At 68.0% G+C, this 26,619-nt stretch carries 25 protein-coding genes and 2 pseudogenes; 16 read left to right on the forward strand and 11 right to left on the reverse strand.

Going from position 1 to position 26,619, the window contains the following annotated elements; translation table 11 throughout:
• From ACFWAY_RS36245 to ACFWAY_RS36270, 6 genes and pseudogenes are all read left to right on the forward strand, one after another.
• On the forward strand, window positions 1–112 hold a 112-nt coding region (locus tag ACFWAY_RS36245; protein WP_378513942.1), incomplete at its 5' end, for a transposase.
• A gap of 4 nt (window positions 113–116) precedes the next feature.
• Window positions 117–440, forward strand: a pseudogene (locus ACFWAY_RS36250) (CinA family protein); the annotation flags it as partial.
• 58 nt (window positions 441–498) lie between these two features.
• Window positions 499–906 (forward strand): ChaB family protein, encoded by a 408-nt coding sequence (locus tag ACFWAY_RS36255; protein WP_164062077.1) that lies wholly within the window; start codon window positions 499–501, stop codon window positions 904–906.
• Window positions 903–2,084, forward strand: a complete 1,182-nt coding sequence (locus ACFWAY_RS36260; protein ID WP_378513911.1) for a zinc-dependent alcohol dehydrogenase — start codon at window positions 903–905, stop codon at window positions 2,082–2,084. Before ACFWAY_RS36255 ends, ACFWAY_RS36260 begins: the two co-directional genes overlap by 4 nt.
• Window positions 2,084–3,562, forward strand: a complete 1,479-nt coding sequence (locus ACFWAY_RS36265) for an FAD-dependent oxidoreductase (protein ID WP_378513912.1) — start codon at window positions 2,084–2,086, stop codon at window positions 3,560–3,562. The genes ACFWAY_RS36260 and ACFWAY_RS36265 overlap by 1 nt, the downstream gene beginning before the upstream one ends.
• Window positions 3,563–3,627: 65 nt before the next feature.
• Window positions 3,628–4,190 (forward strand): annotated as a pseudogene (locus tag ACFWAY_RS36270) (type 1 glutamine amidotransferase domain-containing protein).
• Window positions 4,191–4,205: 15 nt separating this feature from the next.
• Here ACFWAY_RS36270 and ACFWAY_RS36275 read toward each other — a convergent pair.
• Together ACFWAY_RS36275 and ACFWAY_RS36280 are read right to left on the reverse strand one after the other, a co-directional pair.
• Entirely contained in the window at window positions 4,206–5,390 is a 1,185-nt protein-coding gene (locus ACFWAY_RS36275) for a sensor histidine kinase (RefSeq protein ID WP_378513913.1), read from the reverse strand.
• A 1-nt stretch (window position 5,391) separates the two neighbouring features.
• Window positions 5,392–6,027 carry a response regulator gene (locus ACFWAY_RS36280; protein WP_378451488.1) on the reverse strand — a complete coding sequence of 212 codons (636 nt, stop codon included), beginning with the start codon at window positions 6,025–6,027 and terminating at the stop codon, window positions 5,392–5,394.
• Between the two features lie 268 nt (window positions 6,028–6,295).
• Here ACFWAY_RS36280 and ACFWAY_RS36285 point away from each other — a divergent pair, with 268 nt between their 5' ends.
• Both ACFWAY_RS36285 and ACFWAY_RS36290 read left to right on the forward strand, forming a co-directional pair.
• Window positions 6,296–6,772, forward strand: a complete 477-nt coding sequence (locus ACFWAY_RS36285; RefSeq protein ID WP_378451489.1) for a hypothetical protein — start codon at window positions 6,296–6,298, stop codon at window positions 6,770–6,772.
• 47 nt (window positions 6,773–6,819) lie between these two features.
• Window positions 6,820–6,966 (forward strand): hypothetical protein, encoded by a 147-nt coding sequence (locus tag ACFWAY_RS36290; RefSeq protein ID WP_009478761.1) that lies wholly within the window; start codon window positions 6,820–6,822, stop codon window positions 6,964–6,966.
• Between the two features lie 86 nt (window positions 6,967–7,052).
• Here ACFWAY_RS36290 and ACFWAY_RS36295 read toward each other — a convergent pair whose 3' ends face one another.
• The 4 genes from ACFWAY_RS36295 to dnaK are packed head-to-tail and all read right to left on the reverse strand — an operon-like array spanning window position 7,053 to window position 11,158.
• Window positions 7,053–7,460, reverse strand: a complete 408-nt coding sequence (locus ACFWAY_RS36295) for a heat shock protein transcriptional repressor HspR (RefSeq protein ID WP_378451490.1) — start codon at window positions 7,458–7,460, stop codon at window positions 7,053–7,055.
• The gene (dnaJ, locus tag ACFWAY_RS36300; protein WP_378451491.1) at window positions 7,460–8,644 is read right to left on the reverse strand and encodes a molecular chaperone DnaJ; all 1,185 of its coding nucleotides are present in this window, start codon (window positions 8,642–8,644) and stop codon (window positions 7,460–7,462) included. Before dnaJ ends, ACFWAY_RS36295 begins: the two co-directional genes overlap by 1 nt.
• Window positions 8,645–8,666: 22 nt before the next feature.
• Window positions 8,667–9,317: a nucleotide exchange factor GrpE gene (gene grpE / locus ACFWAY_RS36305; protein ID WP_378451492.1), complete on the reverse strand. Its 651-nt coding sequence runs from the start codon at window positions 9,315–9,317 to the stop codon at window positions 8,667–8,669.
• On the reverse strand, window positions 9,314–11,158 hold the full coding sequence (gene dnaK / locus ACFWAY_RS36310; RefSeq protein ID WP_037243515.1) for a molecular chaperone DnaK: 1,845 nt from the start codon (window positions 11,156–11,158) through the stop codon (window positions 9,314–9,316). The genes grpE and dnaK overlap by 4 nt, the downstream gene beginning before the upstream one ends.
• A 297-nt stretch (window positions 11,159–11,455) precedes the next feature.
• On the opposite strand from dnaK, the gene ACFWAY_RS36315 reads away from it, so the two are divergent.
• Complete coding sequence (locus tag ACFWAY_RS36315; protein WP_378513914.1) at window positions 11,456–12,022, forward strand: hypothetical protein; 567 nt, start codon at window positions 11,456–11,458, stop codon at window positions 12,020–12,022.
• A gap of 5 nt (window positions 12,023–12,027) precedes the next feature.
• Here the strand turns inward: ACFWAY_RS36315 and ACFWAY_RS36320 are convergent, their stop codons facing one another.
• On the reverse strand, window positions 12,028–12,282 hold the full coding sequence (locus tag ACFWAY_RS36320; protein ID WP_378513915.1) for a hypothetical protein: 255 nt from the start codon (window positions 12,280–12,282) through the stop codon (window positions 12,028–12,030).
• A gap of 131 nt (window positions 12,283–12,413) precedes the next feature.
• On the opposite strand from ACFWAY_RS36320, the gene ACFWAY_RS36325 reads away from it, so the two are divergent.
• Complete coding sequence (locus ACFWAY_RS36325) at window positions 12,414–12,956, forward strand: DinB family protein (RefSeq protein WP_378513916.1); 543 nt, start codon at window positions 12,414–12,416, stop codon at window positions 12,954–12,956.
• Between the two features lie 197 nt (window positions 12,957–13,153).
• Here ACFWAY_RS36325 and ACFWAY_RS36330 read toward each other — a convergent pair whose 3' ends face one another.
• From ACFWAY_RS36330 to ACFWAY_RS36345, 4 genes are read right to left on the reverse strand one after another with little or no spacing between them, the layout of a single operon-like run.
• Window positions 13,154–15,403, reverse strand: coding sequence for an alpha-galactosidase (locus ACFWAY_RS36330; RefSeq protein WP_378513917.1), 2,250 nt, complete (start codon window positions 15,401–15,403; stop codon window positions 13,154–13,156).
• Entirely contained in the window at window positions 15,400–16,335 is a 936-nt protein-coding gene (locus ACFWAY_RS36335) for a carbohydrate ABC transporter permease (protein WP_378513918.1), read from the reverse strand. The genes ACFWAY_RS36330 and ACFWAY_RS36335 overlap by 4 nt, the downstream gene beginning before the upstream one ends.
• The gene (locus ACFWAY_RS36340; RefSeq protein WP_378451498.1) at window positions 16,335–17,258 is read right to left on the reverse strand and encodes a carbohydrate ABC transporter permease; all 924 of its coding nucleotides are present in this window, start codon (window positions 17,256–17,258) and stop codon (window positions 16,335–16,337) included. The genes ACFWAY_RS36335 and ACFWAY_RS36340 overlap by 1 nt, the downstream gene beginning before the upstream one ends.
• Window positions 17,259–17,313: 55 nt before the next feature.
• A complete protein-coding gene (locus tag ACFWAY_RS36345; RefSeq protein WP_378513919.1) occupies window positions 17,314–18,609 on the reverse strand; it encodes an ABC transporter substrate-binding protein in 1,296 nt (431 codons plus the stop codon).
• A gap of 230 nt (window positions 18,610–18,839) precedes the next feature.
• Between ACFWAY_RS36345 and ACFWAY_RS36350 the strand changes: the two genes are divergently transcribed.
• From ACFWAY_RS36350 to ACFWAY_RS36375, 6 genes are all read left to right on the forward strand, one after another.
• Entirely contained in the window at window positions 18,840–20,918 is a 2,079-nt protein-coding gene (locus ACFWAY_RS36350; protein ID WP_378513920.1) for a beta-galactosidase, read from the forward strand.
• On the forward strand, window positions 20,915–21,721 hold the full coding sequence (locus ACFWAY_RS36355; protein WP_378451501.1) for a DeoR/GlpR family DNA-binding transcription regulator: 807 nt from the start codon (window positions 20,915–20,917) through the stop codon (window positions 21,719–21,721). The genes ACFWAY_RS36350 and ACFWAY_RS36355 overlap by 4 nt, the downstream gene beginning before the upstream one ends.
• Window positions 21,708–22,874 (forward strand): galactose-1-phosphate uridylyltransferase, encoded by a 1,167-nt coding sequence (gene galT, locus ACFWAY_RS36360; RefSeq protein WP_378513921.1) that lies wholly within the window; start codon window positions 21,708–21,710, stop codon window positions 22,872–22,874. Before ACFWAY_RS36355 ends, galT begins: the two co-directional genes overlap by 14 nt.
• Window positions 22,871–24,061 (forward strand): galactokinase, encoded by a 1,191-nt coding sequence (gene galK / locus ACFWAY_RS36365; RefSeq protein ID WP_378513922.1) that lies wholly within the window; start codon window positions 22,871–22,873, stop codon window positions 24,059–24,061. Before galT ends, galK begins: the two co-directional genes overlap by 4 nt.
• 28 nt (window positions 24,062–24,089) lie before the next feature.
• Entirely contained in the window at window positions 24,090–25,172 is a 1,083-nt protein-coding gene (locus ACFWAY_RS36370) for an ABC transporter ATP-binding protein (RefSeq protein ID WP_378513923.1), read from the forward strand.
• Window positions 25,173–25,296: 124 nt separating this feature from the next.
• The gene (locus ACFWAY_RS36375; RefSeq protein WP_378513924.1) at window positions 25,297–26,616 is read left to right on the forward strand and encodes a DUF2252 domain-containing protein; all 1,320 of its coding nucleotides are present in this window, start codon (window positions 25,297–25,299) and stop codon (window positions 26,614–26,616) included.
• Window positions 26,617–26,619 lie beyond the last annotated feature (3 nt).

Consider the following 26,619-nt stretch of genomic DNA (forward strand, 5'->3'; position numbering starts at 1 on the left):
TCACTTCTGGTCACCGTCCTACTTCGCCGCCTCCGCAGGCGGAGCCCCACTCGCCATCATCGCCGAGTACATCACCAACCAAAAACGACCCGAACAGGCTTCCTCTGATTAATCCGGTGAAACACCGGGTGCTGAAGGTGCCGGACGGTCCGGTCGTCAGTGAGGCCAGTGCACGCGCGATGGCCGGAGCGGTCGCGGAACTGCTCGGAGCCGACATCGCCGTCGCGGTGACCGGTGCGGGCGGCCCCGACCCACAGGACGGGCAACCGCCGGGGACCGTCTGGTTCGGACTCTTCACCCACGGTCGCATCGACACCGAGATGCACCGATTCGACGGTGAACCGCAGGACGTCGTGACCGCCACGACCGACCGCGCCCTGGAACTGCTCGAGCAGGCGCTGGCCTCCGTGCCCAGTCGTGTTTCTCCCCCGCTCGCGTAAATCTCCGAGAGTCGGGTAATCGTCCGAGCGGGCACCTCTACACCCGAGGAGGATTTCCGTGCCGAAGACCACCGACAGTGGCAAGCCGAAGAAGAGCGAGCTCCCCGAGACGCTGAAGAAGTCGTCCGAGAAGGCGCAGCGCACGTTCGCCAAGGTGTACGACTCCGCGATGGACCAGTACGGGGACGAGGAACGAGCGCATCGCGTCGCGTACGACGCCCTCAAGCACAGCTACGAGAAGGTCGGAGACCACTGGGAGGCCAAGGACGAGAAGGGCCCCTCCGACGAGCGCGCGAAGAGCGGCGGCCCGAACGCGTCCGGTGAGACGGCCGAGGGCGTCGATGCCAACGCGAGCAAGGACCACCTCATGCACATCGCGCAGAGGCTCGACATACACGGCCGGTCGACCATGACCAAGGACGAACTCGTCGACGCGATCGAGAAGGCGAACCGGAGAGCCCGATGAGAGCCGTGACGTGGCAGGGCAAACGGAAGGTCAGCGTCGACACCGTCCCCGACCCGGTGATCGAACAGAAGACCGACGCGATCGTCAAGATCACCACCACCAACATCTGCGGCTCCGACCTGCACCTGTACGAGGTGCTCGGCGCGTTCACCAACGAGGGCGACATCCTCGGTCACGAACCGATGGGCATCGTCCGGGAGGTGGGGTCCGAGGTGACCGACGTGAAGGTCGGCGACCGGGTGGTCATCCCCTTCCAGATATCCTGCGGCAGTTGCCACATGTGCGATCGGAAACTGTTCACCCAGTGTGAGGTCACCCAGATCCGGGACGAGGGCATGGGTGCGGCGCTGTTCGGGTATTCGAAACTGTACGGGAGCGTTCCCGGCGGCCAGGCCCAGTACCTTCGGGTGCCGCACGTGAAGAACACCCACATCACGGTTCCGGAGGGTCCACCGGATTCGCGTTTCGTGTACCTGTCCGACGTGCTGCCGACGGCATGGCAGGCCGTCGAGTACGCGGGGATACCCGACGGCGGTTCCGTCGTCGTTCTCGGGCTCGGGCCGATCGGCGACATGGCGGCACGCATCGCCGCGCACAAGGGTTTTCGTGTCATCGGCGTGGATCTCGTGCCCGAGCGTCTCGCCCGTGCGCAGGCGCGGCAGATCGAGACGGTCGATCTGAACGACGCCAAGGGCGAACTCGGCGACGTGATCCGGGAGATGACCGACGGCCGCGGCCCCGATTCCGTCATCGACGCCGTCGGCATGGAAGCGCACGGCTCCCCCGGCGCGAGATTTCTTCAGCAGGTCACGTCGTTCCTGCCCGATTCCATCGCGGGCCCGCTGATGTCGACCGCAGGCATCGACCGGCTCCACGCGCTGTACTCGGCCATCGACATCGTGCGGCGCGGCGGCACCCTCTCGCTCGTCGGGGTGTACGGGGGAATGGCCGACCCGATACCGATGCTCACCCTGTTCGACAAGCAGATTCAGCTGCGGATGGGGCAGGCCAACGTCAAGCGGTGGGTCCCGGACATCCTGCCGTTGCTCACCGACGCCGACCCCCTGGGGGTCGACACGTTCGCCACGCACGAACTGCCACTGGACCACGCGCCGCACGCGTACGAGATCTTCCAGAAGAAGGAAGACGGCGCTGTGAAGATTCTCCTGAAGCCGTAATGCCTTCTCTGTGGCTCGATCACGTCGCCGGGCACCGCGGTGCAGTCACCGGGCGGTCGTGGGACGAACGCGGACGGTACGACACCGTGGTGGTGGGCGCGGGGGTGACCGGCCTGATCCTCGGGTTGCTGCTCGCCCGCGCGGGACAGCACGTCGCCGTCGTGGAAGCCCGGACGATCGGCGCCGTCACGACAGGGAACACCACGGGCAAGGTCAGTGTGCTGCAAGGTACCCGGCTCGCCGAGATCGGCCGACGCCACGCGGTGCACATCCTGCGCTCGTACGTCGAGGGAAACCTGGAGGGCCAGCAGTGGCTGCTCCGGTACTGCCACGACCGCGAGATTCCCGTCGGCACGGCACCTGATTTCACGTTCGCGCAGACCGAATCCGGCGTCGACGCGGTGCGCGCTCAGTACACGGCCGCCCGATCGGCGGGCCTGCCCGTGCGACTCGCGCGCGAACTCGAGATCCCGGTGCCCCACGTCGACGCCGTCACGCTCGACGACCAGGCGTTCCTGGATCCGATGCCCGTTCTCTATGCAGTGGCCCGCGACCTGATCACGCACGGCGGCGACGTGTTCGAGCACCGTCGCGTGACGTCGGTCCGGACGCTGGTGCGACTCCACGTCCTGTCGACGCCGGACGGCGACATCGAAGCCCGCCGCGTGGTTCTCGCGACGGGAACGCCGATCCTCGACCGCGGCGGATTCTTCGCCCGGCTGAAGGCGGAGCGATCGTACGCGGCGGCGTTCCGGGTACCGGGCGGTGCACCGGGGGGCATGTACCTGACCGCCGATCAGCCAACCCGGTCGTTGCGCCCGGCCGACGAGGGTCGCGTTCTGGTCGTCGGCGGCAACGGCCACGACGTCGGCCGAAGCACGTCGCCGCAGGCCGCGGTCGACGATCTGCTGGCCTGGACCGGCCGTCATTTTCCCGGGGCGACGCCGACTCACCGCTGGTCGGCGCAGGACTACTCCTCGCTGAACGCGCTCCCCTACGTCGGCTCACTGGTTCCCGGCAGCGACGGCATTCTCGTCGCGACCGGCTACGGCAAGTGGGGACTCTCGAACGGCGTCGCCGCCGCTCTCGCGCTCGCCGGACGCATCCTGGGTGGCCACATGCGGTGGGCGGAGGCCTTCCAAAGCTATTCGCCGACGCAGCTTTTCGACCTCCCCGCGGCAGTGAAGGCGAACGGTGAGGTGGCGGTGGAGATGGCCGCGGGCTGGGGCGACGCACTCGTAGGGCGACAACGAGGGAAGGGCCGGGCCCGTATCGTGAGAGAGGGCCTGCTGCCCGTCGGCGAGTACACATCGAACGGTCACACCGACCGCGTATGCGCCGTCTGCCCGCACCTCGGTGGTGTGCTCCGCTGGAACGATGCGGAGGCGTCGTGGGACTGCCCGCTGCACGGGTCCCGATTCACTGCCGGCGGAACACTTCTCGAGGGCCCCGCAACCACTGATCTCCGACGACTCTGATTGCCGATTGACCCCGGGCCTCCCGGGTACCCGTCGCCTGTACTCACGAGAGGAAGGAATTGCCCATGACATCGGCACAGACACTTCGCGGCCGGAAGGTCGCGATCCTGGCCACCGACGGCGTCGAGGAAGTCGAACTCGTCGAACCCCGGAAGGCCGTGGAGGACGCCGGCGCGGAGGTTCGGCTGATCTCGTTGTCCCCCGGCAAGATCCAGGCCATGAATGCGGATGTGAACGCGGCAGGAACCTATGCCGTCGACGCAGTTGTCGGCGACGTGTCCGTCGCCGACTTCGACGCACTGATCCTGCCCGGGGCACCACGAATCCCGACCACCTCCGGATGGACGAGTCGGCCGTCGCCTTCGTCCGGAACTTCGTCGATTCGGGCAAACCGGTGGGCGTGATCTGCCACGGACCGTGGACGTTGGTCGAGGCCGACGTCGTCCGCGGCCGCACTCTCACGTCGTATCCCAGTGTGCGCACCGATATCCGCAACGCCGGCGGAAACGTCGTCGACGAGGAAGTGGTGGTCGACAACGGATTGGTATCGAGCCGCAACCCCGACGACCTGCCCGCGTTCTGCGCGAAGATCGTCGAGGAATTCGCCGAGGGCCGCCACCCGCAGTGACGTCGGCGGGCCCGGTCAGCCGGAATCCGGGACCGTCACCACCACGCGGGTGCCCGCCCCGGGTGAGGACGTGACGTCGAAGGTGCCGCCGAGGCTTTCGACCCGCACGATGTGCGACGCCAGTCCGATGTGCCCCTGCGCCACCCGTTCCGGGACGACGGCCGGATCGAATCCGGCGCCGTCGTCGGCGACCGTCAGCGTGGTCCGCCCGCCGGCGCGGGTGAGTGCGAGTTCGATCGTGGTGGCGCGGGCGTGTTTGGTCACGTTGGTGAGCAGTTCCCGCGCCACCCGGTAGAGCAGTTCCTGGCTGTCGGGGTGACCGACGTCGTCGAGGCTCACCGACATCTCGAACCCCCGCCGGGCGTAGAGATCCGCGAGTTCCCGCAGCGCCGCGGTGAGACCCAGCTGCGCGAGGACCTGCGGATGCAGTGTGGTGACGGTGGACCGCAATTGTGCCGCGGTCTCGCGGAGGGCGGACTCGGCGGCGACGAGCATGTCGTCCGGGTGCCGCTCCAGCGCCTCCTCCACGTCGAGCCGGGCGGCCAGCACATTCTGCAGGGGCCCGTCGTGCAGGTCCTCGGCCAGTTGCCGTCGCTCGCGTTCCTCGGCACCCATCGATTCGGCGATCAGCTGCCTGCGCACATCCATCAGCGAGATCACCGTCGCAGAGCGCCGGACCAGCACGTACGACAATGCGGTCGTCGCGGCCGCGAGCCACAACAGGAAACCGAAGTAGAGGTACACCTCGTCGGGGAAGCCGACTGCGTCGTCGCGCTTGGAGTAGACGATCCACACCACCTGGTACCCGACGGCGGTGCAGACGCCGACGATCGCCGTCAGACGCGGCCGGTACTGGAACGCCACCGAGATCGGCAACAGGAAGAACACCGGGAGCAGCACCGACGTCGCGCCGCCGGAGACGACACACAACGCCACCACCGCGGTGACGTCCGCGGCCGTGGACACCCAGCCCGCCCATGGTCCGACGTCCCGCACCAGGACAAAGATCAGCCAGCCGAGCGCGACCGCCGCGTACCCGATCAGCAGGCCCGCGAAGACGTCGGGTTGCCAGTGCGTCACGCGGATCACCGGCCCGAGCAGCGCCATCAGTCCGATCAGCGGTAACCGGAGAATAGCGGTCACCCGGACCGCCTCGGTGCTGTAGCGACGAACTACGCGACTCTGGGACGGATGCGGCACGTCACTCCAGCAAGCCGCGTCGCATCGCCTCGGCCACCGCGGCCGCACGGTCGCTCACCCCGAGCTTCTCGTAGAGACGCTGGACATGGGTCTTGACCGTCGACGGCGCCAGATACAGCTCACCGGCGATCGTGGGAATGCTCTGGCCGCGTGCAATGAGCGCCAGCACTTCCTTCTCCCGACCACTCAGCACCGGCCCGACCGGTTCACTGCGACGACGCACCTCGCCGGCCAGTCCGACGGCGAGGGAGGCGGGGAGGACGTCGCGGCCCTGAGCGCAGTCGAGGACGGCTTTCACGATCTCCGCCCGGGTCGACTCCTTCGGCAGGAACCCCGCCGCCCCCTCCTGCAACGCGTGGTAGACGATCGCGGACTCGTCGTGCGCCGAGAGCAGCAACACACGCGTGGCGAGTTCGGCTCGTCGCACGGCCGCCGCCACCTGGGAACCGTCCAGCTCCGGCATCCGGTAGTCGAGCAGTGCGACGTCGGGGGCGAGTTCGCGGATCAGGGCGAGCGCGGCCGCGCCGTCGTCCGCCTCGCCGACCACCTCGATGTCGCCACTCGCGAGGAGCGCACGGACGACACCGTCCCGAAAGATCGGGTGGTCGTCGCCAACCACGACCCGCACGGCACTCACGGCGCGGTCCGATGCGAAGCGACTCCGGCGAAGTCCATTGCTCACTTTCTCACGAGAGCAGGCCCGCGCGGAGCACTTCGCGGCGCCGGTGTCCCCCGATCGGTGGACACCGGATTCATCCCGCCCTCGGTCCTGTCGGTGGACAGACGACGGCGCACATTCGCGACATAGTTGGTGCATACCGGAAAACGGGGACATCGGAAATCGAAACCCCCACGGCCCCAGACGTTCCACCCCCCCGAAGCGTCAGAACTCAGGAGAAGCCATCATGCGCACCACCGCCCGCCGCCGCATCGCCCTCTTCATCGCCCTGCCCGCCACCGCACTGGCTGTCACCGGACTCGCCGTTGCGGCCGCCGGGACGGCCACCGCCGGAACGATGCCGACGTCGGGACCCACGATCGCGATGACGATCAGCAACGACACCGACCTGCCGATGGTCCTCCAAGGGTGGTCGAACCCGTACGGGCAGTGGATTCAGGCGCCGTCGGACTACCTCGCCCCGCACAGCAGCCAGATCGTGAAGGCATACTCCACCGACCCGAACGGCGTCGAGGTGGACGCCACCTACTCGCTTCCCGGTGGCGCCCAGGCCGTGTTCCGCGCCGACAACTACAACAACACGACCGACGTGGACGGAACTCGCGTCGACGCCAACTACGGCCACGCCTACGGCATCAGCAGCTGGATCGACTCGGGCTACCCGAACATGAACGCCGGTTACCACCTGTACGGACACCCCTGACAGACGATCCCGACCATCCACTGAACACTCGAAGAAAGCCGGAGAACATGATCATGCACGTCACCGAGACCCCCACCCCGACGGTCTCCCGCACGATGTGGACCACCGAGGAGATCAAGGCGCGTCTCGAGGAGATGAACATTCCGCGCTCACGTACTCGCCGCGGGCCCCGCTGGGGAAACCGCGACCGATAAGCCGGGGGTTGGGGCCCGATGTCGCACTGGTTCACTCCGACAGAACCAGTGCGACATCGGTTCGGTTCACCCGGATGTTCGCCGGGTCAGCGCTGGTGTCGCGGCTTCCACACGACGAGCGCGTTGCTCCGCGGGATCGGCACGAGGTCGCGCCGGTAACCGGCGTGAATCTTCGCGACCTCCTCGGCCAGCTCACGGACCCGGTGCTGCAGAGCCTCCACCTGGTTGGTGAGTTCGATGATCCGCTTGATCCCGGCGAGGTTGACACCCTCGTCCTGCGAGAGGCGTTGCACCTCGCGGAGCAGCGCCACATCCCGCGGCGAGTATCGTCGCCCGCCACCGGACGTGCGGTGCGGGGTGACGAGACCGAGCCGGTCGTAGGTGCGCAACGTCTGGGCATGCATGCCGGCGAGTTCCGCGGCCACCGAGATCACGAAGATCTGGGCGTCCGGATCAACCGCGGTCTCGCGTGGATCCTGGGTCGTATCGCTCATCAGGCACCCGCCCACCCGGCCCTGGGATCGAATCCGCTGGCCTTCTCTGCTTCCAGATAGGTCTTCAGTGCTTCGGTGGCCGGGTCGTCGAGCTTCTGCGGAACGGCGACCTTGACCGTGACTAGCAGGTCACCGGCGCCACCGGCGCGCTTGGGAACGCCTCGGCCGCGTACACGCAGGACCCGGCCGTCGGCCGTGCCCGCCGGAATCTTCACACCGACACGCCCCTCCAAAGTGGGGACGGAGGCGGTGGTTCCGAGCACGAGCTCACCGTAGCTGACGGGGACGACGAGCGTGAGGTCGTCGCCGTTGCGGCCGAACACCTTGTCGGGACGCACCCGGACCGTGACGAACAGGTCGCCGGACGGCGCGCCGCGCAGGCCCGCCTCGCCCTGGCCTGCCAGCCGGATCTTCTGTCCGTCGCTGACACCAGCGGGGACGCGGACGGTGATGGTGCGGGTCCGGTTGGTGACCCCGTTGCCGTGGCACACCTCGCACGGCGAGTCGATGATCGAGCCGGTACCGCGGCAGTCGTCGCACGGCTCACTGAACCCGAATGCGCCCTGGTTGCGGCTGACGATTCCGGTTCCGTTGCAGCGCGGGCAGACTCGCGGGCTGGTTCCCGGCTTGGCACCGCTGCCGTGGCAGGTGGTACACGGCGACGGGCTGGTCAGTCGCAGCGGCACCGTGACACCCAGCGTGGCTTCGCGGAATTCGAGGGTCGTCTCCGTCTCGACGTCGCTGCCACGACGGGGACGGTTGGTCGTGCGGGTCGCGCCGCCACCACCGGCGCCGCGATTGAACAGGCCACCGAAGATGTCGCCGAGGCCGCCGTCACCGGCCGCCGCGCCGCCGCCACCGAACAGGTCGTTGATGTCGAATCCGCCCTGGCCGAAACCGCCGGCTCCCGGGTTGAATCCGCCGCCGCCCTGACCGAACCCGCCGCTCGCGAACAGCCGCCGGGCCTCGTCGTATTCCTTGCGCTTGGCAGGATCCGAGAGCACGGCGTGTGCTTCGCTGACGGACTTGAAACGCTCCTCGGCCTTCGTGTCGCCGGGGTTCGCGTCGGGATGAAGGTCGCGGGCGAGCTTGCGGTACGCCTTCTTGATCTCGTCCGCGGATGCGTGGGACGAGACGCCCAGCTCCTTGTAGAAGTCCTTTTCGATCCACTCCCGCTGGCTCACTGGGCGTCTCCTCCTCTCGCTCTTACTCTTGTTCCGACTCGGCGGGCTTCGCCGCCTCGTCGGAGGTGTTCGCGCCGTCATCGCCGGCGCGGTCGATCACAGCTACCATCGCATGCCGCAGGACGCGATCACCGAATTTGTAGCCCTTTCGCATCACCGTGCCGAGAACGGGGTCGTGACCCTCGCCCTCGTGCTGCACTGCCTCGTGCAGCGCCGGATCGAATGCGTCGCCCTCGGCACCGAACTCGCTCAGGCCGAGCGAGGTGAGGGTGCCGGTGAGCTTGTCTGCCACACCCTTCAGCGGCCCCGAGTCGAGGTCGCCGTGGCTGCGTGCACGGTCGAGGTCGTCCAGCACCGCGATGAGCTCACCGACGACGGACGCCTTGGCGTTCGCGATGTCGGCCTGCTTGTCGCGCTGGACACGGCGGCGGTAGTTGGCGTACTCCGCCTGCAGTCGCTGCAGGTCGGCGGTGCGCTCCGCCAACTCGTCCGTCTCCGGAGCTGCCGTCGCCGGCAGGTCCCCTTCGTCCACCGAGCCGGGCTGCGGGGCGGCAGCGGTGCCCGCGAGGGGCTCCACTACCGGCTCCGCGTCCCGTGTCCGACCGGTCTCGGGGTCGATCTTCCGCTTGTCCACGAAAGTGACCGGTTCCTGCTCGGTGTTGTCGGACGTCACTTCTTCTCCGAGTCGGACGGCTCGTCCACGACCTCGGCGTCGACGACGTCGTCGGCACCACTCGCGCCGGAGCCGTCGGTGTTGGCGGCTTCCTCAGCGGCACTGGCTTCGTAGATCGCCTGGCCGAGGGCCTGCGACTCGGTGGCCAGCTTCTCGACCGCGGTCTTCACGGCCGCGATGTCGGTGCCTGCGAGAGCGTCGTTGGCTTCCTTGATGGCAGCCTCGACCTTCTCCTTGACGTCGGCGGGCACCTTGTCCTCGTTGTCCTTGATGAACTTCTCGGTCTGGTGCACCAGCGACTCGGCCTGGTTGCGAACCTCGGCCTCCTCGCGGCGGGCCTTGTCTTCCTCGGCGTGAGCCTCGGCGTCCTTGACCATCCGCTCGATCTCTTCCTTGGACAGACCGGAGCCGTCCTGGATCTTGATCGTGTTCTCCTTGCCCGTGCCCTTGTCCTTGGCGGTCACGTGCACGATGCCGTTGGCGTCGATGTCGAAGGTGACCTCGATCTGCGGCACGCCACGCGGGGCGGGCGGCAGGTCGGCCAGCTCGAACGAGCCGAGCAGCTTGTTGTGCGAGGCGATTTCGCGCTCACCCTGGAACACCTGGATCTGCACCGAGGGCTGGTTGTCGTCAGCCGTGGTGAAGGTCTCGGAACGCTTGGTCGGGATGGTGGTGTTGCGCTCGATGAGCTTGGTCATCACGCCACCCTTGGTCTCGATGCCGAGGGACAGCGGGGTGACGTCGAGGAGCAGCACGTCCTTGACCTCGCCCTTGAGGACGCCGGCCTGCAGGGCGGCGCCGACGGCGACGACCTCGTCCGGGTTGACGCCCTTGTTGGGCTCACGGCCACCGGTCAGCTCGCGCACCAGATCGGAGACGGCGGGCATACGGGTGGAACCACCGACGAGCACGACGTGGTCGATGTCCTTGACGGCGATGCCGCTGTCCTTGATCACGGCCTGGAACGGCGCGCGGGTGCGGTCGAGGAGATCGGAGGTGATCTTCTGGAACTCGCTGCGGGACAACTGCTCGTCGAGGAACAGCGGGTTCTTGTCCGCGTCGACGGTGATGTAGGGCAGGTTGATCGACGTGCTCTGCGAGGAGCTCAGTTCGATCTTGGCCTTCTCGGCAGCCTCACGGAGACGCTGCAGGGCCATCTTGTCCTTGGTCAGATCGATGCCGTTCTGAGCCTTGAACTTGTCGACGAGCCACGTGACGATGCGCTCGTCCCAGTCGTCACCACCGAGGTGGTTGTCGCCGGACGTGGCGCGAACCTCGACGACGCCGTCGCCGATTTCGAGCAGCGAGACGTCGAAGGTGCCGCCACCGAGGTCGAACACCAGGATGGTCTGTTCCTTGTCGCCCTTGTCGAGGCCGTAGGCCAGGGCGGCCGCGGTGGGCTCGTTGACGATGCGCAGGACGTTGAGTCCGGCGATCTGGCCGGCTTCCTTCGTGGCCTGACGCTGGGCGTCCTCGAAGTACGCGGGGACGGTGATCACGGCGTCCGTGATGTCCTCACCCAGGTACGCCTCGGCGTCGCGCTTCAGCTTCATGAGCGTGCGCGCGCTGATCTCCTGGGGCGTGTACTTCTTGCCGTCGATCTCCACGTTCCAGTCGGTGCCGATGTGGCGCTTGACGGAGCGGATGGTGCGGTCGACGTTGGTGACGGCCTGGTTCTTGGCGGGCTGGCCGACCAGCACCTCACCGTTCTTGGCGAAGGCGACGATCGACGGGGTGGTGCGTGAACCTTCGGCGTTGGCGACCACTACGGGCTCGCCGCCCTCCAGCACAGACACGACCGAGTTCGTTGTACCGAGGTCGATACCGACGGCACGAGCCATAGTGTTCCTCACTTTCGTTTTGCAGTCCTGTGGGCAGGTTATTCATGACTGAACTGCGATGTTGGCGCTTGATGAGCGCCCTCCGCTCAAGTTTGCACTCCGACACCGTCGGGAGTCAATTCGAACTTGAGTCTTGCACGCTCAATCTTGTCGTAAGGCTCAACGGAGGGGTGCGGAGATTTGTTCCCGGGTGCCCACACTTTTTTCGGCGCCTTGTTTCGGCGCCTTGCTTCGGCGCCGCCGACGCGGACCCGCGCGTCGGCACGCCACGGTACGGCAGGTCGATAGGATCGCAGCGTGACGACACCCGAACAGCCGCCACGCCGGCCGGAACCGCCGCGACCCGTACCGCCGCGTCCGGAGTTCGCGGTCACCCCGCTGCGCGCAGCCCCCACCGATGCCACCCCGAAGGCGGTCGCGGTGTCGCTGTCCGCCTGGGTGGGATCGTTCGTCGTTCTCGCCGGAATCGCCGGGGCCATCGCGCTCGACCTCGGCGCGGTACGCGACGCCCTCGAGTCATCGGTGGCCGCGGACAATCCCGGGGACTCCGCGACGGACATCACCGACACGGTGAACCTGACGCTGATCGGCAGCGGCGCCATCGCCGTCGTCCTGATCCTCCTCGGGCTGCTGGGGATACAACTCCTGCGCGCCCGGAAACCGGCGGGCCAGATCACCCTCGCCGTCGTCGGCGTCCTCAGTGTCGCCGGCGGGGTGGGCCTGTGGATCCTGCTGTCCGACGCCAGTGACGCGACCGCCGGTGTGCTGCAGTGGGCGCCGCTCGCCTACAGCGCCCTCGTCGCGGTGGGAGTGCTCGCCCTGTTCGCCCCCGGGGTGTCCACGTGGCTGCACCGGAGTCGCTGAGACTCTCACTTGGCACGCGTCGGTGGCGGGGAAAGTGTTCCGGGCAGGTTGTCGTCCGGTGCGAGCAAGGGAACCGTCAGGGCTCGCCCGAATTCCATCCGCCCGCCGGTGTCGATCTCGGCGGCGGTCGAGGCGTATGCGAACGTGCCGACTCCCACTGTGACGGCGACGAGAACGGGCGACACCATGCCCCCGAGAACGCGGGGCCATGCGCGTCGGCGCGAGGGCCGGGGTGCCGGTCCCGGCGAGTCGAAGTTCATACGAGAATCCTTCGCGGCGGGAGCTTTCCGCACATCCAGGAAGGCACCCAACTTGGACCCCGAGAAAAACCCTGAGAAGGCCTTCCTAATGAGGACCGTTTCTGACCTCAATCGCCCCTATCGTTCTTCTCATGACCACTTCGCAGAAGTCCCCGGCCACCGGTGAGCGCGCCGACCTCCTCCAAATCCTGCAGGAGCAGCGAGCCACCCTGTTGATCACCGTCCGCGGCATCGACGACGAACAGGCACGGCAGCGCTCGACCGTCAGCGACCTGACGCTCGGCGGACTGATCAAGCACGTGTCCCACACGGAAAAGCACTGGGTCGAAACCATTCTCGAACCCGACGAGAACGCGGAGTTCGACATGGAGTGGGCGATGGAGAAGTACTACATGCGGGACGACGAAACCCTCGAGGGACTGCTGGCCGAGTACGCCGGGGTGGCCCGCGCGACCGAGGCCGCCGTGGCCGGACTCGACGACCTGGACGTGCTCGTCCCCCTGCCCACCGCACCCTGGGCGCCCGAGCGGCAGTGGTGGACGGTCCGTCGCACCCTGCTCCACATCATCCGGGAGACCGGCCACCACTCCGGTCACGCCGACATCATCCGGGAATCCCTCGACGGCGGAAACACCACCATGCAGATGGGCGCCGACGCCGGCATGGAGTTCTGACCGGCGGCGAGAACAGACGAAAACACCTCACCGGGTTCGGGTTCCGGTGAGGTGTTCTCTTCTCAGCGTGTGGCGTTTCGAGTGTTGACTGACCTCCTGCGGTTCAACTTTTCGCCGACTGGTGAGAACTATGGTGCCCCGATCCGGGGGCTCCGGCTACCTACCCCAGGGTGCATGTTGCCTACCTGCCGCTGCGGTTACGCCTCCGCCGTGACGGAGAGCACGACCACGTCGTCGGGGAACGACGCGGGTGTCTGCAGACCCACCACCGCGAGGGCCCGGCCCGTCATCGAGATGCCGGGAACCTCGCTTCCCGCGGACAGTCCGTCGGCTCGTCCGCCGCCGGGTGCGGTGGTGACGGTCGGCTGGTCGTGTGGGGGCACGTTAAACCACGCGGGCGGTTTCAGGCCCTCGTCCAGTACACCGGCGAAGACGGGACGCACTCGATAGCGCTGGTCGGGGACGAGCCCGGGCAGCGTGAACCTGCCGCGCGGTGACACCTCGGAGCGCCCCACGTACGCGAGGAAGAACAGCGCCTCCGCCCGGTCCTGCGCGACGGCGCCGTAGACGAGCAGGGTCGGGTCGATTTCGTCGGCGCGCACCATCGTTCCCGTGTGCAGGAGTTCACGGTGCCGCTTGTACAGGTCGATCCACACGGCGAGCTGTGCGTTCTCGTCGTCGGTGGCGGTTGCGAGGTCCCACTCGATTCCGAGGTGACCGTAGAGCGCCGTCCCCGCCCGGAACGACAGGCGGTGGTATCGGCCCGTCGTGTGGGAGATGCCGGACGCGATGTGCGAGCCGAGCAGCTCAGGGGGAAGCAGCTGCATCGTCCACCGGTTCATCTGCTGGCGCTCGAGCGGGTCGATGCAGTCCGAGACCCAGACGCGGTCGGTGCGTTCGAGGATGCCGAGGTCCACCCGCGCTCCTCCCGACGAGCAGGATTCGATCTCCAGTCCGGGGAAGCGGCGCTTCAGTTCATCCATCAGCCGATAGGTGGCGAGAGTCTGGTCGTGGACGCCGGCGCGCCCGTGCGGTGCGGTGCCCGCGTCGATCAGGTCGCGGTTGTGGTCCCACTTGATGTAGGCGATGTCGTACTCGCGGAGGATCGCGGACATCCGCTCGAGGATGTGGTCGTACGCCTCGGGGATCCCCAGATTGAGCACCTGCTGGTTCCGGGACGGCACGGGTGTCCGCCCGCCGGTCGCCATCACCCACTCGGGATGTTCCCGCGCGAGGTCGGAATCGAGGTTGATCATCTCCGGTTCGAACCACAGGCCGAACTCCATGCCGAGGGAACGGACGTGATCGACGATCGGATGCAGACCGTCCGGCCACACCGTTTCATCGACGTGCCAGTCCCCCAGTCCCGCCAGATCGTTGCGCCGGTACCTGAACCAGCCGTCGTCGAGCACATAACGGTCGACGCCGAGCTTTGCCGCGCGATCCGCCAGGTCCGTCAACCGGGCCAGGTCGTGGTCGAAGTAGACCGCCTCCCACACGTTGATCGTGACCGGGCGCGCGCGCCGCGGGTGCGTGGGGCGCGACCGGAGATAGTTGTGGAAGCGATGCGCCTGGTCGTCGAGCCCGTCGCCATAGGCGCCGTAGATCCAGGGCGTTTCGTAGCTCTCGCCGTCCGCCAGCCGTACCTCGCCGGGCAGGAGTAGTTCCCCGCCGCCGACCACCTGGAAACCGGTGAAGAGACGTTCGGCGTAGTGGCGGTGGTTGCCGCTGAACGCGACGTGGGTGCCCCACACCTCGCCGCGCGCGAAACCGAAACCGGGTACGCCGACGGAGAGCACCGTCGCGGCGTCCGGGCCGGTGCGACCCTTGCGCCCTTCCCGTTCGTGGATCCCGACGGTGAGCTCGCTGCGCTGCGGGACGCGTTCCTTCCCCCACCGGCCGGCGAAGTCGAGGATTTCCCGCGCCTGCGGCGGGACCGGGAACGCGAGCTGGAGGTCGTCGAGAAAATAGAAGGAGTCGCCCGCGTTCGTGACCTCGGCGCGCGCCCTCAGGAGGCCGCTCGGCAGCAGTTCGATGTCGAGGACCAGACCGAGATCGGCGACCGTGTCGTGTGCGACGACCCGCACCGCGCCGGCACCCACCTCGACGAGTCCCGACCGGTGCTCGGCTCCGTCGACCGTGAGCGTGGTGGTCGTGAACAGCGGCGACCAGTCGGCGCCATCGCGATGCCCCGCGATCCCGGGTTTCCCCACCCACCCGGTGTGGTGTTCGGGGAGTATCGACAGCCGCACCGGGAGATCGACCACGTTGCCCGCGGGGGGCTCGATGTTCGCCTGCGCCAGGGCTTCGACGTCGGTGAGGTTCAGAGCGTCGAGCGTCGCACCCCAGTGCACGATCGCCGGCAACCGTCCCCCGGTGAGGTCGAGCACGACGGACGCACCGCCGGCGGTGAGGTGGACGTACGCGTGCGGTGGAGTCGCACTCACTTGTTGGCTCCCATCGTCAGTCCGGAAACGAAATGCCGCTGCAGCGCGACGAATACGAGCACCGTCGGCAATGCGACGAGCACCGATCCGGCGGCGAGCAGGTTGGTGTCGGTGAAGAAGCTGCCCTGCAGATTCTGCAGCGCGGTGGTGACCGGCAGCTTGTCGCCGCTGACCATCAACGCGAGAGCCCAAAAGAAATCATTGTAAATCCAGGTGATCATGAGCGTCGCGAGCGCAGCCAGGGCAGGGCGGCACAGCGGGAGCACCACCTGCCAGTACTGGCGGAACAGCGCGGCGCCGTCCACGGTGGCCGCCTCGAGCAGTTCCGGCGGAACCGTCTTCATGTAATTGCTCAGCACGAACACGCAGAACCCGGTCTGGAACGCGACGTGCACCAGGATCAGTCCCCAGTAGCTGTCGTAGAGCGAGCCCGACGAACTCATCCAGTACGGCAACGGAATCGCGTTGTACAGACGGAACAGCGGGGTCAGCAGCGTCTGCTGCGGCAGCAGATTGCCCGCGATGAACACCGCCAGCATGATCACGTTGAGCTTCCACGGGAACCGGGCGAGCACGAATGCCGCCATCGACCCGATGAACAGGATCAGCAGCACCGCCGGGATGGTGATGAGCATCGAGTTGAGGAAGTAGTGCGGGATTCCGCCGACCTCCCACGACTCGGTGTAATTGCTGAGCGTGAATCCGCCGACCGACAGGTAGCCGTGGGTGAGGACGTAGTCGTAGTCGCGGAACGAGTTGTAGAGCGCCCACAGGAGCGGGGAGATCCACAGCAACGCCAGGGCGGTGAGCAGGAGGTACATCGCCGCGTGCGCGGTACTCAGCCGGCGCCGGTTGGCGACCGCGGCCTTGTTGCGGGGCCCGGTCCGGTCGACGGGCGCACTGTGGTCGGCGAGGGGTGTCGTCATGGTCATCAGTCGTCGCTCCGCATCACGATCCAGAGATAGAGGGCAATGAATACCAGCGAGATCACCAGCATGATCGTCGCCAGGGCCGAACCGAATCCGACCCGGCCCGCCTCGCCCACCACGTTGGCGGTGACGAGGGCGGAGATGAGTTCGAGTCCGTTGCGGCCCTTGTTGATCACCCACACGAGGTCGAAGGCGCGCAGGGCCTCGATGACTGTGATGACGATGATCAGCAGGTTGGTGGGCTTCATCAGGGGGAACACGATCCGGAAGAACGTGCGGATCGGGCCGGCGCCGTCCATGAGCGCCGCCTCGCGCACAGACGGGTCGATAGCCTTGAGGCCCGCCAAGTACAGCAACATGATGTAGCCGGTATGCCGCCAGCTCGCGGCGACCATGACGGCCCAGATGTTGACGTCGGGGTCGCCGAGCCAGTCGACGTCCGTGCCGAGGATGGTGTTGAGCACTCCGCCGTCGGTGGCGTAGATCAGTTGCCACACGAATCCGACCAGTGCCATCGACAACACCACCGGGATGTAGAAGATGCTCTGGTACAGCCGGCTTCCCTTCAGGCCCCGGTCGAGCAGAACGGCGAGGAAGATGCCGAGGATCGTCGGGAAGACGAACAGGAACGCCAGCCAGAGGACGTTGTTATGGAGGGCCTGCTGGAACGGTGGGTACGCCTGGACGGCGTCGACGTAGTTCTGCGGGCCGATCCACTCGATGGTGGACGTGCCGCCGATGCCGTCCCAGCGTGCGAACGACAGGATCACCGTGAACACGGTGGGAATCCACACCAGCCCGATCACGATCGCGGCGGGCAGCCCGAGCATGACGGCGATGGTCCACCGGTCACCCCGGCTGCGCCGGACCTTCGGCGCCGGGATCCTGGGTTCGGTTCCGGCCTGGGGAGGAACTGTGCTGGTCATGAATTCACCTGACCTGTCGGGACGGCGATGGTGGTCGTTGTCTTCTCGTGTGCGCTCATTGCCCGAACACCGCCGCCTTCTGACGCTCGATACTGCGGACCAGACCGTCGACGTCGTTCGGGTTGCCCAGGAACTGCTGCATCGCCGGGATCATCACGACGGACGCGAAGTCGGGGCGGGTGTCCCGGTCGAGGAACTGGGTGATGGACCCCGCACCCTGGACGAGGGCGGCCGACTTCTGCACGAGCGGAGGGAAACTCGACAGATCGGCGTCACGGTGCGCGGGTATCGCCTGCGGGTCCTGCTTCGCGTACGCGACCGTTGGCGCGGCTTCGGTGAGGAAGGAGAGGAACTGCTCGGCGCCCGCGCGGTTGCGGGGGTCCTTGCGCATCATGAATCCGTCCATGGGCGCCTCCACCGCCGAAGTGCCGACAGCGGAGTCGAGTTCGGGGAACGCGAAGAAGTCCAGATCCTCGCGGTCTGGCCCCGCGGGGAAGCTCTGCGCGACGAACATGCCGGCCACCAGCATGCCGACCTCCTTGTTGAGGAGGGCCTGCTGCGCCTCGGACATCTTGCGGCCCAGTGGTTGCGGCTGGTGGAACGGGAGGATCTCGCGCCAGGTGTCGAACACCGACCGGACGCGGTTGTCGGTCCAGCTCACGTCGCCCGCGAGGAGGGAGCGGTGGAAGTCGACGCCGTTGAGGCGCAAGTCGAGGTAGTCGAACGTGCCGAACGGTGGCCAGCCGTCGCGGACGCCGAACCCGATCGGGGTGAGTCCGTCGGCCTGCATCCGCTTGGACAGGGTCACCCATTCGTCGAACGTCTTCGGCGGCGCGTAGCCGCGCTGCTGCCAGAGGCTGGGACGGTAGAACACGGCCCACGGGTAGTAGAAGAACGGGACCAGATACTGCTTGCCGTCGGTTCCGGTGGACGCGTCGCGGAAACTGTCGCTGAAACCGCTGCCGTGCGACTGCCACACCGAGCTGACGTCGTCGACGAGACCCTTGTCGGCGAAGTACTTCATCCGGTACCCCGACATCCAGGTGAAGACGTCGTCCGGGGTGCCCTGCAGGTAGTTGTTGACGTTCTCCTGGAACGAGGTGGAGTCGACGGAGTTGATCCGCACGGCGCCGCCGGTCTGCTGCTGGAACATCCCGACGACGTCCTGCACGCCGCGTTTGGCGTTCTTGTCCGACAGCCGCGATCCGAGGGTGATCACGTGGGGGTCGACACCGCTCGTGCACCCGGACAGTAGGCCCGCCGTCGACAGGGCGCCCGCGGCGCCGAGCGCGGCCTTGAGAAAGGTGCGCCGGGAGGGTTGCCACGGGTGCGGCAGCTCGTTTCGGTTCATGGTGCCCTTTTCGATTGAGTACCGGGTGGGCGGAGTCGCTCACCAATTTGATCGAAATTGAACAACTTCGATCATGTTTCGGTGCTGCCGTCTCACGCCCTTACGTGATGCAGGTTACAAAATCACGCCGCATTGCGCGTTGTCAAGCAGTTAGAAGTGCTTTCACCTGCGGAAGTGCAGAAATGTTCATTCATGTTGACTTTTGAACAGCGATCGGACAGATTGTGAGCATGCACACAGCGAGCGAGCCCGGCGGGCGGCCCCTGCGGTGGCCGACCCGGGGCATTTCCTTCGGCGGTGACTACAACCCCGAGCAGTGGCCGGAAGAGGTCTGGCAGCGCGACGTCGAACTCATGCGCGAGGCGGGTGTCGACTTCGCGACCGTCGGCGTCTTCTCCTGGGCGCGGCTGCAGCCCACCCCCGACACGTGGGACTTCGGCTGGCTCGACCGCGTCCTCGACCTCCTGCACGACGGCGGCGTTCGCGTCGACCTGGCCACGGCGACCGCGTCCCCACCGCCGTGGCTCACGACCGCGCATCCCGAGGTCCGGCCCGTGGACGAGCGCGGCTACCGGTACGAGATCGGCAGCAGGCAGACGTGGAGCCCGAGTTCGCCGATCTACCGCGACCACTCCCTCGTCCTCATCGAGAAGATGGCCAGCCGTTACGGCGGCCACCCCGCACTCGCGCTCTGGCACGTGTCGAACGAACTCGGCTGCCACAACTCACGCTGCTACTCCCCCGACAGCGCGCGGGCGTTCCGGCGGTGGCTGCAGCGTCGCTACGGCGACCTCACCGAACTCAACCGGGCATGGGGCACGACGTTCTGGAGCCAGCACTACAGCGATTGGAACGAAGTGGTGCCGCCCGCCGCGAGCACGACGTTCGGCAATCCCACGCATCTGCTGGACTGGCGCCGGTTCTGCTCGGACGCCCTCCTCGACCAGTACCTCGCCGAGCGGGAGGTGTTGCGGCGCATCACCCCCGACGTCCCGGTCACCACCAACTTCATGGTGGGCATGGGCTCACCGCAGTCGCTCGCCGGCGACATGAACTACGCGCAGTGGGCGCCCGAACAGGACCTGGTTTCCACCGACCACTACCTGGTGGGGCCCGCGACGGGCGACGGCGCCGCCCACCACCGGCTGTCGTTCTCCGCCGACCTGACCCGCGGCATCGCGGGCTCGCGGCCGTGGCTGCTGATGGAACACTCGACCAGCGCCGTCAACTGGCAGCCGGTCAACCGGGCGAAGTCCCCCGGGGAGATGCTGCGCAACTCCCTCGCCCACGTCGCCCGCGGGGCGGACGGCATCGCCTTCTTCCAGTTCCGCGCGTCCGACGCCGGTGCGGAGAAGTTCCATTCCGCCCTGGTTCCGCACGCGGGCACCGACTCCGCACGATGGCGGGAAGTCGTCCAGCTCGGCGCCGTGCTGCGCCGCCTCGAGCCGGTGGCCGGCAGTCGCGTCGAGGCCCCGGTGGGCGTGCTGTTCGACTGGGAGTCGCAGTGGGCGTGCGAGCAGGACGGGCACCCGTCCCGATTGATGCAGCCCAAGGCGATCGCCGAACGCGCCCACCACGCCTTCTCCGGCGTCACGTGCGACGTGATCCCGCCGGACGCCGACCTGAGCGGGTACGCCGTGGTGGTCGTTCCGGCCGTGTACCTGTGCAGCGACGAGGACGCCGCGCGCATCGAGGCGGCGGCCCAAGCCGGCGCCCAGGTGCTCGTCACCGCGTTCTCCGGGATCGCGGACCGCGACGATCACGTCCGGGTCGGCGGCTACCCCGGGGCGTTCCGCGACCTGCTCGGTGTCCGCGCCGAGGAGTTCTTCCCGCTCGGCGCGGACGAGACCGTCACCCTCGACGACGGCACCGCAGCCGGCATCTGGACCGAGTACCTGACGGTGTCCGACGATGTGGACGTTCTCGCCCGCCACACCGAGGGGCATCTGCAGGGCGTGCCCGCCCTCACCCGCCGACCGGTCGGCGACGGCGCGGCCTGGTACCTCGCCACCGTCCCCGATGCGCAGGGCTGGACGAGGATCGCCGAGACGATCTGCTCCGCAGCCGGTCTCGATCTCCACGCGGGGCAGAACTCCGACGTCGAGATCGTGCGCAGGCAGGGCGAGAACGGATCGTGGCTATTCGTCCTCAACCACACGACCGAGAAGGTGACCGTCGAGGTGTCCGGCACCGATCTCGTCAGCGAACGGGTGGTCGACGGACCGCTCACGCTGGAACCCGGCAGCTGTGCTGTGATCCGCGAAGACAGCGCCACCACCGGCGCCCGGACCCGAAAGGCGGACGCATGATGCTCGCTCGTCAGCGCCAGCAGGTGATCCTCGACGAGGTCACCTCCCGCGGTGCGGTGAAGGTCGTCGACCTCGGCGCGACGCTCGGGGTCTCCGACATGACCATCCGGCGCGACATCAACGAACTCGTCGAGCAGGGTCTCGTCGAGCGGGTGCACGGCGGGGTCACGCTGCCGCGGTCGGCAAGTGTGCACGAACCGGGGTTCTCGGCGAAGTCCGAACTCGACCGCGAGGCCAAGAGGGCCATCGCCCGCGCCGCAGCCCGACTGGTCCGCCCGGGCACGTCGGTGGGCATCTCCGGCGGCACCACCACGCACGCCCTCGCCCGCGAACTCCTCGACGTCCCCGACATCACCGTCGTCACCAATTCGCTGCCCGTCGCCGACGCGTTCCACGAAGGCGGCCGCGACGACCAGACCATCCTCCTCACCGGTGGTCAGCGCACCCCGTCGTTCGCGCTGGTCGGGCCGCTCACGGTCGCCGCCCTCCGCGGGATCCACGTGGACATGCTGTTCCTGGGTACGCACGGCATGGGGATCGACTCGGGGCTGACCTGCCCCAATTTGATGGAAGCACAGACCAATCAGGCGCTCGTCGCGTCGTCGCGGCGGGTCGTGGTGCTCGCCGACCACACGAAGTGGGGGGTGACCGCACTGGCGAACACGATCCCGCTGTCCGACGTCGACATCCTCATCACCGACGCCGGGCTCGAGCGCGCCGCCCAGGAAGCGCTTGCCGACCACGTCGGGGACCTCGTGGTGACACGGGAGAACCGGGAAGGACCCACCGATGACCGTGCGTGACGAACAGGATGCGCCGGAGTCCGCCACACGGCTCCGGATGCGCAAGACCCGGACGACCCTCGCGGACGGCCGCGAACTCATCTACTTCGACGACTCCGAGCCGTACGTGTCGGGCGGCGCCACCCGCGAGCTGGTGGATTCACGTCCGCTGCCGCCGGCGGTGTCGCAGTCGCAGATGCGCTTCGACGTGCTCACCGGGGAATGGGTGGTCATCGCCGCCCAGCGGATGGACCGCACGTTCCTGCCGCCGCCGGACGCGTCACCACTCGCCCCGAGCATGCCGGGCAAGGCGCCCACGGAGATTCCGGCCGACGACTACGACGTGGTGGTGTTCGAGAACCGCTTCCCGTCGCTGGCGACGGCCGCCGCCGAGCAGGACCTTCCGGACTGCGTCGACGGAGAAGCGTTGTGGCCGTTGGCCCCGGGAGCGGGCAGGTGCGAGGTCGTGTGCTTCACCAGCAACCCGGATGCCGCCTTCTCCACCCTGAGCGTCGACCGGGTCCGCACCGTCGTCGACGTCTGGGCCGACCGCACCGCCGAACTGTCGGCGCTGCCGGGGGTCCGGCAGGTGTTCTGCTTCGAGAACCGGGGCAAGGAAATCGGCGTCACCCTGACCCATCCGCACGGACAGATCTACGCCTACCCGTACCTGCCGCCCCGCACGGACGCGCTGATCCGGCGCTCCCGCGCGCACTTCGAGAGCACCGGGCGACTGCTGCTCGCCGACGTCCTCAACGCCGAACGCCGGTCCGGCAGGCGGGTGGTCCTGGCCGGCGAACACTGGACCGCGTACGTCCCCGCCGCCTCGCGCTGGCCGCTGGAGGTGCATCTCGCCCCGCACCGCGACGTCCGTGACCTCACCGAACTGTCCGACGACGAGCGCGACGAACTCGCCCACGTCTATCTCGAACTGCTGCGGCGGGTCGACCGGTTCTTCGAGGGTGTCGACGCCGTGCCCTACATCGCCGCGTGGCATCAGGCGCCCGTCGGCGAGGACCGCCCGCTCGGACGCCTGCACCTGCAGCTGTTCTCGATGATGCGGTCGCCGGGCCGGATGAAGTACCTGGCGGGATCCGAGTCCGGGATGGGGGCGTGGGTCAACGACACCACCCCCGAGCGCATCGCCGACCGGCTGCGGGAGGTGGCGTCGTGAGTGCGGCGCAGTGGGTCACCCCCGTCGACGCCGCCGCGGTCGCGGGCACTGCGGAGGCGTTGTTCCGCAGCACGTTCGGCGGCGCCGCGGACGGCGTCTGGACTGCGCCCGGCCGGGTCAACCTGATCGGTGAGCACGTCGACTACGCCGGCGGGCTGGTGCTGCCGTTCGCGCTCCCCTACGTGACCGTCGTCGCCGTCCGAGTGCGCGACGACGGGAGCCTGCACGCCGTGTCCACGCACACCGGCGAGTCCTGGCAGGGTCCGCTCGCCGACGTCGCCCCGGGCCACCCGGCCGGCTGGGCCGCGTACGTCGCCGGGGTGGTGTGGGCGCTGGGCCGGTCCGGGCACCTGACGGCGGCAACGGGTTTCGACGTGGCGGTGCATTCGACGGTCCCCGTCGGCTCCGGGCTGTCCAGTTCGGCCGCGCTCGAGTGCGCGTTCGCGCTGGCGGTCGCCGACCTCGCCGGACTACCCACGGACGACGCCGGCCGACGGCCGCTGATCACCGCATCCATCCTCGCGGAGAACGAGATCGCCGGCGCCTCCACCGGCGGCATGGACCAGACGGTCGCGATGCTCGCCCGCCCCGGACACGCGTTGCTCCTCGACTGCCGCGGCGGCGCGACCCGGCACGTTCCGCTCGACTTCGGCTCTGCGGGCGCCCGACTGGTGGTCATCGACACCAACGCGACGCACCGGCTGGTCGACGGCCGGTACGGCAACCGGCGCGCCACCATCGAGAAGGCCTGCGCCGACCTCGGCGTCACCACCCTGCGCGACGTCGCCGACCCCGACGCCGCCGTCGCGGCGCTGAGTTCCCCGGCAGCGCAGCGGGTCCGGCACGTGCTCGGCGAGATCCGCCGCGTCCGGGAAGTCGCCGACCTGCTCGACCGCGGCCGGATCGCCGACATCGGCGACGCCCTGAACCGCTCGCACGCCTCGTTGCGCGACGACTACGAGGTCAGCTCCGTCGAACTCGACTCCGCCGTCGACGCCGCCCTCGAGGCCGGGGCCTGGGGTGCGAGGATGACCGGCGGCGGCTTCGGCGGCTCCGCGATCGCCCTCGTACCCGCCGACCGGGTCGACGCCGTCGTCGAGAACGTCGCCCGCCAGGCAGACTCCACCGGTCTGCCGGTCCCCCAGTTCCTGCACGCCGAGCCGTCGGGCTCGGCACACCGACTCTGAGATCCCCTTCCACGACCAGGAGAACACCATGGCACGAGTCACGTACGACGCAGCCACCAAGATGTACGCCGGCTCGGATGTGCCGGCCGTCGATTCGCTGAACCTCGACATCGAGGACGGCGAATTCCTTGTCCTCGTCGGCCCGTCCGGGTGCGGTAAGTCGACGTCGCTGCGGATGCTGGCCGGGCTCGAGGACGTCGACTACGGCGCCATCCGCATCGGCGAACGCGACGTCACCGCCCTCGCCCCGAAGGAACGGGACATCGCGATGGTGTTCCAGAACTACGCCCTGTACCCCCACATGACGGTGGCGAAGAACATGGGCTTCGCCCTCGAGATCGCCGGCATGGACAAGGCCGAGATCGGCCGCCGCGTCGAGGAGGCCGCGAAGATTCTCGATCTCGGCGACTACCTGAACCGCAAGCCGAAGGCGCTGTCCGGCGGGCAGCGACAGCGTGTCGCAATGGGCCGGGCGATCGTCCGCGACCCGCAGGTGTTCCTCATGGACGAGCCGCTGAGCAACCTCGACGCGAAACTGCGCGTGCAGACCCGCACCCAGATCTCACTGTTGCAGCGCCGGCTCGGCACCACCACCGTGTACGTCACCCACGACCAGGTGGAGGCCATGACCATGGGCGACCGCGTGGCCGTCATGAAGGCGGGCATCCTGCAGCAGTGCGCGAGCCCGAAGACGCTGTACGAGAAGCCGGTCAACAGCTTCGTCGCCGGATTCATCGGGTCACCGGCCATGAACCTGTTCGAGGTCTACGTCGTGAACGGCGACGCCCGGATCGGTTCGCTGTCGACGCCGATCGAGCGTTCGGTGCTGGGCGCCCTGGACACCAGCCGGGTCGTCGTCGGTGTCCGCCCGGAGGCATGGACCGTGTCCGACCAGGGCACCACCGTGAAAGTCGACGTGGTGGAGGAACTCGGCGCGGACGCCTACATCTACGGACGCATCGTCCGCGACGGCGAACTCGGCGGACACGACATCGTCGCGCGCGTCAGCGACTCCTCTTCCCCGGCCAAGGGCGAGGTGATCCGGCTCGCCCCGGACCCGGCCCGCCTGCACTACTTCTCCCCGACGACGGGTGCGCGACTCGGCGACTGAGCGCCGGGTCGTGGCCGATGCGTGGACGTATCTGCAGTCGCGGGGCGCGCGGGACCGCTACCGTGGTGCAGTGCGGTCGTGACGAGGCGTGCGGCGCCGCGTGGACTGCGAGAAGGAGGCTGGTGTGGACGACGCCGATTCCACGAGGCAGGGTCGGATCGTGGAGGTCCTCGTCGAGGCCTTCGCCGATCTGATGGAGGCGGACCCGAGCGCGTTTCGCACGAAGTTCCGGAAGATGGCCGCCGATCCGTTCGCCTTCTACCGGGGCAGCGCGTGCCTGTTCTACGACGATCTGCGTGACTTCGACGATCCGTGGGCGGACGAGCGCACCGGCCGAGTGTGGATTCACGGCGATCTGCACCTGGAGAATTTCGGCACGTACATGAACTCGGAGGGCACCCTCGTCTTCGACGTCAACGACTTCGACGAGGCGTACGTGGGGCCGTTCAGCTGGGATCTTCGCCGGTTCGTCGCGAGTCTCGCGCTGATGGGCTGGCAGAAGGCCCTCCCCGAGAGCGATGTCCGGGCACTGGCCGACACCTATCTGCGCAGCTACGTCGAGCACGTCCTGCACTACGTGCAGCGGGAGGCGGACGAGGCGTACGCGCTGCGCCTGGACAATTCGCGCGGCGCCATCCAGGACCTGCTGCTGAGCGCGCGGCTCGCCACCCGGGTGGACCTGCTCGAGTCCGCCACGGTGATCGAGGATTACGACCGGCGTTTCCGGCGTGGCCGCGGTGTCCGCGAACTCGACGAGGAGGAACGCACGACCGTGTGCGAGGCGCTGGACACGTACATCGAGAGGGTGCCCCGCAGCAAGCGATCCGCGCGATCGGTGTTCTACCGGGTCAAGGACGTGGTCGGGCGGAAGGGCTTCGGGATCGGCAGCGCCGGCCTCCCGGCGTACAACGTGCTCATCGAAGGGGCGACCCAGGCGCTCGAGAACGACATCGTGCTCTCCCTCAAGCAGGGCAACGTCGCCGCGCCCAGCCGCGTCGTCGACGAACCCCGTGTCCGCGACTACTTCGAGCACGAAGGCCACCGCACGGTGGTGAGTCAGCGCGCGCTGCAGGTCCACACGGATCCGCTGCTCGGCTACACGGAGATCGGCGGCACCGGTTTCGTGGTCGCCGAACTCTCCCCGTACGAACTGGACCTCGACTGGTCCGACCTCACCGAACCGGAGGACATCGCGCCGGTGCTCGAGGACCTCGGCCGGGCGACGGCGAAGGTGCATTGCGTCTCCGACGAAGACAGCGACCAGACTCTGGTCACGTTCCAGACCGAGGACGCCATCCAGAGCGTCGTCGACGGCAGGCTGGACGAGTTCGTCGGCGAGATCATCGACTTCGGCATCGCCTACGCCGAGGTGAGCCGCAAGGATCACCAGCTGTTCGTGAACGCGTTCCGGGAGGGTGAGATCGCGGGCGTGTCCGCCACCTGACCC

The sequence above is a fragment of the Rhodococcus sp. NPDC059968 genome (genome assembly GCF_042738615.1).
Classification (GTDB): Bacteria; Actinomycetota; Actinomycetes; order Mycobacteriales; family Mycobacteriaceae; genus Rhodococcus_F.

Bases quoted from the DNA above. Each gene is read 5' to 3' on its own strand.
- ACFWAY_RS36260 (WP_378513911.1), top strand. From the start codon at position 903: ATGAGAGCCGTGACGTGGCAGGGCAAACGGAAGGTCAGCGTCGACACC.
- ACFWAY_RS36265 (WP_378513912.1), top strand. From the start codon at position 2,084: ATGCCTTCTCTGTGGCTCGATCACGTCGCCGGGCACCGCGGTGCAGTC.
- ACFWAY_RS36285 (WP_378451489.1), top strand. From the start codon at position 6,296: ATGCGCACCACCGCCCGCCGCCGCATCGCCCTCTTCATCGCCCTGCCC.
- ACFWAY_RS36290 (WP_009478761.1), top strand. From the start codon at position 6,820: ATGATCATGCACGTCACCGAGACCCCCACCCCGACGGTCTCCCGCACG.
- ACFWAY_RS36295 (WP_378451490.1), bottom strand. From the start codon at position 7,460: ATGAGCGATACGACCCAGGATCCACGCGAGACCGCGGTTGATCCGGAC.
- dnaK (WP_037243515.1), bottom strand. From the start codon at position 11,158: ATGGCTCGTGCCGTCGGTATCGACCTCGGTACAACGAACTCGGTCGTG.
- ACFWAY_RS36320 (WP_378513915.1), bottom strand. From the start codon at position 12,282: ATGAACTTCGACTCGCCGGGACCGGCACCCCGGCCCTCGCGCCGACGC.
- ACFWAY_RS36325 (WP_378513916.1), top strand. From the start codon at position 12,414: ATGACCACTTCGCAGAAGTCCCCGGCCACCGGTGAGCGCGCCGACCTC.
- ACFWAY_RS36335 (WP_378513918.1), bottom strand. From the start codon at position 16,335: ATGACCATGACGACACCCCTCGCCGACCACAGTGCGCCCGTCGACCGG.
- ACFWAY_RS36340 (WP_378451498.1), bottom strand. From the start codon at position 17,258: ATGACCAGCACAGTTCCTCCCCAGGCCGGAACCGAACCCAGGATCCCG.
- ACFWAY_RS36345 (WP_378513919.1), bottom strand. From the start codon at position 18,609: ATGAACCGAAACGAGCTGCCGCACCCGTGGCAACCCTCCCGGCGCACC.
- ACFWAY_RS36350 (WP_378513920.1), top strand. From the start codon at position 18,840: ATGCACACAGCGAGCGAGCCCGGCGGGCGGCCCCTGCGGTGGCCGACC.
- ACFWAY_RS36355 (WP_378451501.1), top strand. From the start codon at position 20,915: ATGATGCTCGCTCGTCAGCGCCAGCAGGTGATCCTCGACGAGGTCACC.
- galT (WP_378513921.1), top strand. From the start codon at position 21,708: ATGACCGTGCGTGACGAACAGGATGCGCCGGAGTCCGCCACACGGCTC.
- ACFWAY_RS36370 (WP_378513923.1), top strand. From the start codon at position 24,090: ATGGCACGAGTCACGTACGACGCAGCCACCAAGATGTACGCCGGCTCG.